An 11,184-nucleotide genomic window follows, 5' to 3' on the forward strand; every position below is an offset into this window, starting at 1 on the left:
GAAAAAGCCAGCAACATGTGCTGGCTTCAAAGTCTTTTTAGAAAGCCTATTGGTTGTTTTGGGCTAAACTTTCGTTTCTGATCTCCAATTTGTTTATCACAAAGTTGCCAAGCGCTTTTCCTTGTGTAACACCATTTGCAATGGCAGGCATGTAGTGGATACCTCCATACAGTCGGCTAATAGCAGCCTCTTCTGAAGCATCAATGAATGATGTAAATGATCTAACAGGTAGGCCATATTTAACTTCGGTGTCATCATCGAAAGCAAAGTTATCACCGAAAATAGAAGTTAATGCAACCGCAGCAGCATTGGAAATCACAGAGTGACCACTGGTATATTCTGGAAACGGTGGAGTCTGTAGTAACGGCAACCATTCTTCATCGATATGCTGATTGATTAGCGTTTCTGGACGAATAAGGTTACTTCTGAATTTCTCATCCCAGCAGCTGATAAAGCCATCGGCCAATGCGATTGAGGTCAAAGCGTATGCCTCGGCAGTCTTCATTGGTGCTGTTTCTTCCTTTTGACAAACAATCTTCACAATACCAATCCAGTGCCCACCAGGGGTGATTTTTTTAGTAGCCGCCATTACATGTCCAGTTACATTCATCACGTAAGGGTTGCAGTCCCAGAAAGAGGCAATTTCTTTTTGCTCTTCGGTCAAATTGTTTCCTACATCATAGACCTCCATTAGCTCTTTGTAAAAAAGGCTGTTCTTGGCCATATCAAAAGGAGTAGGTCTGATAGGAACGAACTGGTTCGCTGAGTCTATAGCGAAAGGTCTGATTTTAGTCCAGTGTGGCTCGATAGCTTCCATATAACCAGGAGGTGTTGGTTTCCATCGGGTAGGCTCGTCCGTAACAGTAAATTTTGGAAAGGTTCTGGTTTGCTTGTAATTATCTCCATCAGCCCAAGCCAAGATATGCTCTGCGACCTGGTCTCCATAAGCGACTGAGGCATCAAAGTAAGAACTTTTCACTCCTCTTCTAAGATCCTTGTAAAGCTCAGCCTTGTAGGTGTCAATTTTCTCTTCTGAAAATATGAGCTGCGTTCCAATTTTTAGGAAGGCTTCGAGTGCCGCCAATTCATAACTTACATTCTCAGTTGGTTTAGGAATGGCAGTCATATCTGTCAACTGACCAGCCAAGGCTTTGTACTCACTGTCATTCTGAGCAAGTATTTCGTACATGGCAATGCTTGGGTAAGCATAGATTCTGCTGGCTACAGGAGGAGAGAAAATATCATGAACAATCACCTCAGAAAGCTTCTCCATAGTGTCATGATAGACATCTGATGGAATAACGATCTCTTCTTTTCCTGAGTCACAAGAACTGATCAAGAATAGACTTATGATACAAATGGAAAAATACTTCTTCATTCTCTTTATCCTTTTCGCCTTCACAAAGTTAAGGAATGAAAAGTAAGATGAACAATTTATTGGCTGGCCTTTTTAATTAGTGGTATTCCTTCTGTCAAGTGAGCGAAGAAACAAAAATGAGCCCCCTTTACTGCTCTACTTGAACAGTGGCATCAGCTTCTGATTGTCAGGGTGATCAAAGAACTTATCGAACTCAAGAAAGTACCCTTCCGGATCGAAGCCAACAAAAGCCTTATATCTACCTCCTGGGCCTTCTTCAAATGCTCCTTCTCTCAGTTCAAAAGGTTTATTGGCTTGCACATATTGATACCAGCCATCGAGGTCTTCAATGATAAAAGACACAGTAACTCCTTTCTCTTCGGTGAACTTGTGCATGCCTCTTCGTTCATCCACTAGACCAATGAATCCAGTATCTGTAGCACGGTAGATTTTAGTCCAGCCTTGATCTGCTACCATCTCTAGTCCAAGGGTGTTTTCTGTGAAGCCTTGCATTGCCAATAAGTCTTTATAGTACAGCCAGGTGATCGCCCCATGGAAACTGAGCTGCTTGGCGTTGTAGTTTATGGCAGTTTCAATTTCTTCATTTTGTTCCAAATAAGGGACGAAGGCCTCATTTTCCTTATGCTGTTTGAACATCTCAAATTCCAGCAGATACCCCTCGGGGTCGATCGCCACAAAACCGTCATGAGGGCCACCTTCCTTGGGCTTATAGGTATATTTAATCTTAACACCTTGCTCCTGTAAGTAGGCATACCACTCTGGCAACTGATTGGTCAGCAGTGCCAGTGCCACCGTCTTCGGCTCATCTGCGCTGTGCATGCCTTTGGCAGCATCAACCAAGATGAAAAGGGCACTATCGGTGATTTTGATAATGCTGGCATTGTCGTATTCGGTGAGCAATTCAAGGCCTAGGGTTTTGGTGTAAAAGTCAGTGGCCTTTGCTAGGTCTTTATAGTATAGAAATACATTGGTAGCCTGAATATTAAAGTCATCTAAGGTTCTATACTCAGTGTTATCGGCCAAGAGTTTGTTGATTTTACGAGGAGAGTAACTCAATAACCTTCCAAACCTTCGTGAGATTTCCTGACGTTCGGCATGGTCATACTTACTTGATGAAATCAACTGGTTTTGACCCTTCTTCAACTGATCATAGGCATACTTGGTATTGCCTTGGTAGAGGAGGAGTACCTCTTTTCCTTCGGCAATGTCTTCCGGAAACAGGCTTGTCTTGATCAGATCTCTTTCTCTGTGAACAGAAACATTGTAAGCCGCGGCTGCTTCAACCGCCAGAGGATAAAACTTATCCATTTCGCTTGGAGTCATAGGTGAACTCAAAGCCAATTGTTTGACCCCTGAATTCACCAATTCTGAAAAGGCCGAGACGACACCGAGCTCTCGATCAAAACCTTCCTTTGGCTCACAAGAAACTAGGATTAACAATATACATAGTAGCGATAGAACCTTGGTCTTCATCTTTAGTCGTTTTGTGAGTTGTAGAATAATGGTGGATGTTTCTCATCGAAGTCAGTGACCTTCTGGTAGGCTTTGGCAAGCGCAAGAATACTGCCTTCATCGTAGAGATTACCAATGAATGTCATGCTGGTGGGCCTACCTCTTTTATCAAATCCTGTTGGTATGCTGACCACTGGATGGCCTGTGAGGTTGGTGATAAAAAGCTGCCTTCCCCTGAATGTTGGAGCTATGATAACATCATAGTCTTTAAAGAGTTGATGGATATCATCCATTAGTTGTCTCCTTTGGCGGTTTGCCTGTAAGTATTCAACGGCTGGAATCAATCGTGCCTGACGCAGTGAATTGGCTCTTGAACCATAGTGTTGTTCAACCATCTGATCCACCCCTTTTGATAAGACAAGATCATCAAAGAAGGCACCAGCTTCAGCCCTTAGTATTATATCGAATACATTATATGGGTAGTTTTTTGGCAGGCTGATAGGGTCTGGATTGACACCCATTTCTTTCAATACCTCAAGCTCAGCCCAGAGGTTCTTTCCTTGGTCCGAAGAATCTGCTTCTATGTCTTCTTTCAAATAAGCGACTTTCAAGTCGCTCGGCCTTTTATCTACCTGAGAAAAACCGATGTCATTGGTTGTTGGGTCTAGGGGATCCTTTCCGTATATCGCATTGAAAACAATCTCGGTGTCTTCAGCCGATCGGCACAGTGGACCGACTTTATCCATTGACCAGCTCAAACTCATTACACCATGCCTGCTTACTCTTCCGTAAGTTGGCCTCAGCCCTGTTACCCCATTTCTCGTTGCTGGTGATGTGATGGAACCAAGCGTTTCGGTACCGAGTGAAAAGGCTACTAATCCGGCAGATGTGGCCGAACCTGAACCTGCAGATGAACCACTAGCTCCTTGATTCAAATCCCAAGGGTTTTTAGTCTTTCCACCAAACCAAACATCTCCTCTGGCGAGTGATCCTGATACAAGCTTGGCGATGAGCACTGCGCCCTGTGCTTCTAGCTTTTTTACCACAGTGGAGGTGTAATTAATCATTTGATTTTTATAGGGAGCGGCACCCCAAGTAGTAGGGTAGCCTTCAACGGCCATAAGGTCTTTCACTCCGTATGGAATGCCGTGAAGTATACCTTTGTAGTTGCCAGAAGCAAGCTGTCTGTCTGCCTCGCGTGCCTGTTTCATGGCCAGTTCTTCGGTCACGGTAATCACACTTTGCAACTTAGCATCGTATTTTTTTATCCGATCGAGATAAATTTGAGTAAGCCGCTCGGACGAAAGCTTTTTGGACTTGATAAGACTCGCTAATTCTGGGATACTCATAAAAGCAATCTCCTCATCAGAGGATGGTAGCGCTATGTCTTCGGGAATGTCCCATTGATTGCCAGTGGGATTATTTTCTGGCATGGTATAGCCACTTGGGTGTGGGTCAAAGAGCAGAGCGGGGAATGTTTCGTTGTCAGTTTCGTATTTCCTGAGCGAGTCATAGCCTGTTTTATTCCTGCCAAGGTAACGGTACATGGTATTGACCGATTGTTTGTCAAAGTCCAAGCCGACCAGTTTCTGTCCGCTTTTCACATCTTTTTTTGAGAAATCAAACTCCTGACTTTTACAAGCTGAGAATAGAATAATGATAGAGAAGGTAAGAAGAGAAGCGAGAAGGTTTCGTGAGGTCATAGCATGCTCAATATAAGCATTGACTCGCAATTTGGGAGAAGTACTTTTTTTAGTTTGCTTTGAGAAGGATGGGCGGCTGGTTGTTTCTTACTGCAATAATCATTGCCTGCCCATTAATCATGATTCTACGTGCTGATCGATACTCTCCCCAAGTCTCGGGAGTATTCAAATGACTATCCGCTCTTGGCGTAAAAGTGCCATCGCCATTGCCCATCAATAGTGTTATTGGCTTGGCATCTGAACGGCCATAATCATTTCTGAAAGTGTAGTTATTGCCAAATACCAAAAGGTCCGGGTTGCCATCTTTGTTGAGGTCATTGACAGCAAAACCCATTGCGGTAGAGAATTGAGCCTCGTTTGCTAATGGCATGCCCTCAAACTTTCCATTTCCTTTATTGATAAAGACTTTTGAACTGAAGGAATAGGCACGCTTGACTATGGCGTCATTCGTAAAACCACCACCGAGCAAATCTGCTGGTCCCGTGATTTGCGCATAAGACTTATAGTCGGGATGAAGTTTTTTGATGCCGGCCATTTGCTTGATCAAGTCATCGCGTGTAGCGAAAGGTGATTCAATTCCTTTTTGGTAGTGAAAGACAAAAGGATCTGTTTGACCATTGTTGTCATAGTCTCTAAGGTATAGGCTTACGGGTTGTTCTTCAGTCGCTTTCAGCTTATTGTTTAAACCCAAATTACCCGCTAGAATATCCAGGAGGCCATCATTGTTAATGTCTGCCACTTTTAGGCTGTACCACCAGCCATTAGATCCTTCAAAAGCCTCCAATGACGCAGCGCTGAAGACTCCGCTACCATCATTTTCATAGAGATGAATGGGTGTCCATTCGCCAGCGACCAGCAAATCCTGATCACCATCTTGGTCATAGTCTATCCACTGAGATGCATTGAGCATTCCCATGGTTTCGCTGCCAGAGATTCGAGTGGTGATCTCATTCTTGAAAAGTCCTCTTCCATTATTAATAAGCAGGTACTGCTGTGGATTTTTGCCATAGGCACCTGAGACAATATTGGAACCTACAAATACATCTAAATCGCCATCACCGTCAATATCCGTAATGGCAATGGTTTTTCCTTGTGATCCGATTTGAGGTAAAGCAGGAGGAGAAAATCTAAAATTCCCTCGGCCATCATTGAGATAGAGTCTGTCATATGAGAACAGCTGGCCTTCTTCAGACTCATTACCGCCTGTGCTGACATATAGGTCTTGGTCACCATCATTATCCGCATCAAAAAATTCTGCGGCAATGTCTTCAGCTTTTGCCAATTGGTTGAAAATAGGAGAGGCTTGAGGAGAGAACGTTCCGCTGGTTTGTTGAATCCATAACTCACCGGCTTGATCTCTTGCACCTCCGAAATAGACATCATCTAAACCATCTTGATTGACGTCAGCGACAGCGAGGGCTGGTCCTTCGTGATTGAACTGCCGTGGAATAAGGTATTCACGATCGAAATCAGTGAAAGCATCTTCTTTGTGTTCAAATCCAAAAGGGTTAGCCAAGGGGCTTAGTAAAGCCTGCTTTTCTTCTTTACTCTTACTCGTATCTAACTTGGCATTTTCATAATCTATTGTCAGTGTTTGATTGATGCCTTGATTGGTCATCCGCTGAATTTTGCCATCAGGCCAGATTACTGTCAGCTCGTTAATGGATTTTGCCTTACCAAGGCCAAAATGTAAGCTGGGAGCAATGCTTGATTGAAAACCTCTGCTATTGAAATTTTCTCGTGTTATTGACTGGTCACCCAGTTTCAATGTGACCTTTGTGCCTATGCCAAAGGGGTTGAGGGAAGGCCCTTTGAAGGATACTTTCAAATAGGCATTCTCTTTAGATAAGTTCTCGTAGATAAAGGCTTCTTGCTCAATGTTGTTGATGATGAGTTCAAGATCACCGTCATTGTCTAGATCGGCATAGGCCGAACCATTTGAATAGGAAGGTTGATTGAGCCCCCATGCATCGGCAACATCCTCAACTTCGAACCCGCCATGATTTCGGCCGGCATAATTTGGAATCTTAACGGTAGGCAAAGTTTCAACCAAGAACTCCTCTAGTTCGTCCTGGCTTCGCTGCCTTACGTCATTTGATGTGGATTGATAGTTGAGATAATCTAGGTCATTAGGCCGTTTGTAGATACCATTGGTGATATGAATATCCTGAAAGCCATCATTGTCCATGTCAAAGATTAATGGGGACCAACTCCAATCCGAGGCATAGTTATTGGTAAAAAGGCTAAGGTCCGAAAATTGCCCGTTTCCCAAATTTCTTTGAAGGGTATTGCGCACATATTGATGGCCGTAACCATAACCTAATTTTATTTTATAGACCTCCGATTTATCCTCTACTACCGATCTTTTCCAGATTTCTGGGTCCGAAGGCAACATGTCTGTGGTGATGATTTCCCCTAAACCATCATTGTCCAAATCAGCAATGTCGTTGCCCATTGAGAATCGGCTGGTATGCGCTATTCTTTGTTCTAGCTCCTCCTTGAATGTTCCATCTTTTTGGTTGATATACAGATAGTCATTTTCCGTAAAGTCATTCGATATATAGATATCGGGCCAGTGGTCCCCGTTGATATCACTAACGGCCAGCCCTAAACCGAAGCCAATTGCACTTGAATAGATTCCGGTTTGATCGGTAACATCCAAAAACCCCAATTGGCCCTGAGCCGCTTGGTTTTGGAAAAACCTATCGCCTCCAGACTCCGGCTTGTAACGCGTACTGGCTTCAGAGAAAACAGCTGGATTCTTAATGGAATGGCTGAGGAGGTACATGTCCAAGTCTCCATCTTTATCATAGTCAAAGAAGGCCGCTTGCGTAGAAAACCCCTTGAAAGCTAAGCCATATTGCTCAGCAGATTCAGTGAAGGTATTGTCCCCATTATTGATAAAAAGTTCGTTTTGGCCCTGTGCATCTTTGTAGTCGCCTACTTGAGATACATAAATGTCTAAAAGGCCATCGGCATTTACGTCAGCCATAGTCACACCAGTGGACCAAGTGCCTTTACCGGCAAGTCCTGAAGCTTCGGTGATATCTTCGAATTGAAGGTTCCCTTTGTTAAGGTAGAGCTTGTTGGAGGATTGGTTCGAAGTGAAAAAGATATCGACCAGACCATCGTTGTTAATATCTCCTGTGGCTACCCCTCCACCATTATAGAAGTAGAGGTATTCTAGAATATTGAAGTCGGCTGATGAAGTCACAACATTCTTAAAAACCACACCAGACTCTTCCGCTGGGAGCAGCCTAAACATAGGTTCCGACTTATCATCAGAACAGCCGAATAGAAGAATGGGCAAGAGAAAGATGGAGTACTTAATGCGCATTGGCCTAGAACTTATAGGCTTTAAGAGCTTCGTTATTCATAGCAATCAGTAGTACATTTTGACCATCGATTTTACGAATCAAGAAATCCCTTACTTCACCTTCAATGGATAGTCCTGTTATCCACTTTGACATGGCAGAGAAGCCACCTTTTCCATCACCGATTAGTAAGATGCCATGGTTGGCATCATATCGTCCGGCCTGAGGCTTTACGCGGTGCTGATTACCTCCTAACAGTATATCCACGGCACCATCACCATTGAAGTCTGCGGTGCTGATGGCGTAAGTTGGGGCAAGCTGTGCCTCTATTGGTAGGGCACTTATACTGAAGGTTCCGTCACCGTTATTAATCATGACAGATGTTGCCAAATGGGTAGCTTCGGAAACGATAGCCTTCTCAAGCTGAGCAGGAGAGAAGATGTCTTCCATCGTTTGATCATTGAAAGCTTCATATTTGAGGTAGCGTTTCTTAATCTCAGGAATTTGCATCTGAAGTTCATGCTTCAAGGTGTAGGGCAGGTTTTTACCATTAATTACTCTTGTAAAGATCTGTTCTGGGCTGCCGTTCTGGTCAAAGTCATTGACGTATAGTCTAATCGGTTCCGAGGTGGAAGCTTTGAATCGAGAGTTGAGGCCATGATTTCCAAGAATGAAATCCATGTCACCATCTCCATCAAGATCACGGGCCTCAATACGGTGATACCAGCCTTTGAATGCAGAGGTGCCTGCTGTTGATGAGATGTTGGTAAGCTTACCGTCCTTATTTTCAAATACTATTGGATTCATCCATTCACCAACCACAATCAAGTCTTCATCATTGTCATTGTCAAAGTCATTCCAAATGGCATCTGTAACCATACCCAGATCATTTAATTCTGGTGCAATGTCCTTTGTAGCATCTGTAAAACCTCCTTTTTGATTATTGAGATAGACATAGCTTGGCGCAGGAACCCCATAGAGGAAAGGTCGAAGCCTAGAGCCAACGAATAGGTCTAGATAACCGTCCCCATTGATATCACTGGTCGCTACCGTACCCGTACTCCAGGTATTGGCATTGAGAATTGGGTCACTGAGCTTGCTGAAACTGCCTTTTCCATTATTCAGGTAAAGGCGGTCAATGAATTGCATAGAGCCCAGACCAAATTCATTACCACCACTGGCTACGTAAAGATCCTGATCACCGTCATTATCAAAGTCGAAAAAGAGTGCATCAGCATCCTCTGAAAGCTCATCTGATTTGATATCTTCTTGCTTTGTTTCTCGATATGAGCCGTTAGCACTTTGGATGTACATTGAACCTGCCTCTCCTTTGGCTCCACCGATGTACAAGTCTTCGAGGCCATCACCATTGACGTCTGCTGAGGCTAGCCTTGGCCCTTCATTTGAAACCATGTGATATGTCAGACGATCACGATCGAAATCGATGTAAGTACTTTCTTTGTGGGTAAAAGCTAGGACATCACTGGCATCTATTTGGGTAAAAACAAAGTCAGCTTTTTCCTCTAACTGTTGTGAAGGCTCAGTCGCATCTTCCCAACTAAGCGTGAGCGTTTGATTGGTCGGCACGTCTTTCATAGATGTCACTTTACCATCTGGCCAGGTAACATCTATCAAGGCAACAGTTTGAAGATTACCCAAGCCGATGTTCGGTCTAGCGTCAACAGTAGATTGAAAACCTCTGATAGGGACTTGCTCTATGTAAAATTGTTGATCATCCCCTAAGACTCGAATTTTTGTTCCGATTGCGAAGGTGTTTTGGCCTTTTCCCTTCAGGTCAAACTTTAAATAGCGATTGCCGACAAGTTGCTCGCTGGCTTTATTCTCAAAGATGTTGGCCACCGCGTTGACATTATTAACCACTAAGTCTAAGTCTCCGTCATTGTCCAAATCCCCATAAGCAGATCCATTTGAATGGACAGGTTCTCCAAGCCCCCACTTTTGCGCTTGGTTAGTAAACTGCAAGTTGCCTGAGTTTTTGTAAGCGTAATTAGGGATAGGAGTGACGGGTATTGGATCAATTAGACTTTTGTAATTCACACCATCTTGGTTGATCACATTGACTTTGGTGTCATTGTCATCAGCAAAATTGAGATAGTCTAAGTCTGTAATGTCTTGATAGATTCCGTTGGCTACGAAAAGATCCTTAAGCCCATCGTTGTCCATATCAAAGAATAGTGCTCCCCAACTCCAGTCAGTGGCTTCAACGCCTGCCAAACGGCCTATTTCAGTGTAAGTCCCATCACCATTGTTCATGTGGAGCATATTGCGAATGAATTGATGATGATAGCCGTTTTGGACACCATAATTGTATCGGTCCCAGCTTTCGAAAGTTGTAACCTGCTTTAGCCTCTGATCTGGCTCAGGTAACATGTCTGTCACGAAAATGTCTGGGTTACCATCGTTATTAATGTCCGCCATATCAGCACCCATGGATGCCTGACTTATGGAACGCATGCTCGACTCTAATACTTCGTCAAATGTCCCATCTCCTTGGTTGATGTAGAGGTAGTCTCTTTCGAAAAAGTCGTTTGATATAAAGATGTCTAGCCAGTTGTCGGCATTGACGTCACCCACCGTTACACCAAGTCCAAAACCTATGATACTTCCATAAATGCCGGCATCTTCGCTCACATCCGTAAACTTGCCATTATCGTTTCTGTAGAGTTTGTCACCTCCAACAGCATCTCTAATTGGTCTTTCGTTCTTTTGAAGGTTAAAACTTCCGATCGCCTTATACGAGTTGTTCAATAGATAGGCATCTAAGTCTCCATCGCGGTCATAATCAAAGAAGGCCGCATGGGTAGAAAAGCCTTTGTCGGCCAGCCCATAAGCCTCCGCGCTTTCGGTAAATGTGCCGTTGCCATTATTGATGAATAGTTCGTTTTGTTTGTCATCCCCAGAGATATCTCCAGAGTTGCAAACATAGATATCGAGGAGGCCATCACCATTGATATCGGCCATACTCACCCCAGTACTCCATGCCTTTTGCCCCGAAACACCTGCTTGATCAGTGATGTCTTCGAACTTTAGGTTTCCGAGGTTTTTATAAAGCTTGTTTGATACTCTGTTGCCAGTGAAATAGATGTCTACAAGGCCATCGTTGTCAATATCGCCTAAGGCAACACCTCCACCATTGTAAAAATTTCGGTAGGTATAAATATTGAATTCTTCATCAAACACGAGTTCGTTTTCGAATGAAACGCCTGAATCATTGGCTTCAAGTTTATTAAAAAGAGTGGGGCCTGAAGCGTCAGGTGTGGAGCATGCCACGGTCAATATAATCAGGCCAAAAAGTGAAGTTTTGATAGCGTTCATA

Annotated in this window: 5 protein-coding genes; all 5 read right to left on the reverse strand. The window is 43.7% G+C overall.

Annotated features, from left to right (window positions below):
* Positions 1 to 46: 46 nt before the first annotated feature.
* Positions 47 to 1,378: a vanadium-dependent haloperoxidase gene (locus tag J4E76_RS10400; protein WP_208503890.1), complete on the reverse strand. Its 1,332-nt coding sequence runs from the start codon at positions 1,376 to 1,378 to the stop codon at positions 47 to 49.
* Between the two features lie 135 nt (positions 1,379 to 1,513).
* Complete coding sequence (locus J4E76_RS10405; RefSeq protein WP_208503892.1) at positions 1,514 to 2,851, reverse strand: VOC family protein; 1,338 nt, start codon at positions 2,849 to 2,851, stop codon at positions 1,514 to 1,516.
* Positions 2,852 to 2,853: 2 nt separating this feature from the next.
* Positions 2,854 to 4,533 carry an amidase gene (locus J4E76_RS10410; protein ID WP_208503894.1) on the reverse strand — a complete coding sequence of 560 codons (1,680 nt, stop codon included), beginning with the start codon at positions 4,531 to 4,533 and terminating at the stop codon, positions 2,854 to 2,856.
* Between the two features lie 49 nt (positions 4,534 to 4,582).
* A complete protein-coding gene (locus tag J4E76_RS10415; RefSeq protein ID WP_208503897.1) occupies positions 4,583 to 7,870 on the reverse strand; it encodes a VCBS repeat-containing protein in 3,288 nt (1,095 codons plus the stop codon).
* A 4-nt stretch (positions 7,871 to 7,874) separates the two neighbouring features.
* Positions 7,875 to 11,183 (reverse strand): VCBS repeat-containing protein, encoded by a 3,309-nt coding sequence (locus J4E76_RS10420; RefSeq protein WP_236017376.1) that lies wholly within the window; start codon positions 11,181 to 11,183, stop codon positions 7,875 to 7,877.
* Between the last annotated feature and the right edge of the window lies 1 nt (position 11,184).

This window comes from Roseivirga sp. E12 (assembly GCF_017592825.1).
GTDB lineage: Bacteria > Bacteroidota > Bacteroidia > Cytophagales > Cyclobacteriaceae > Roseivirga.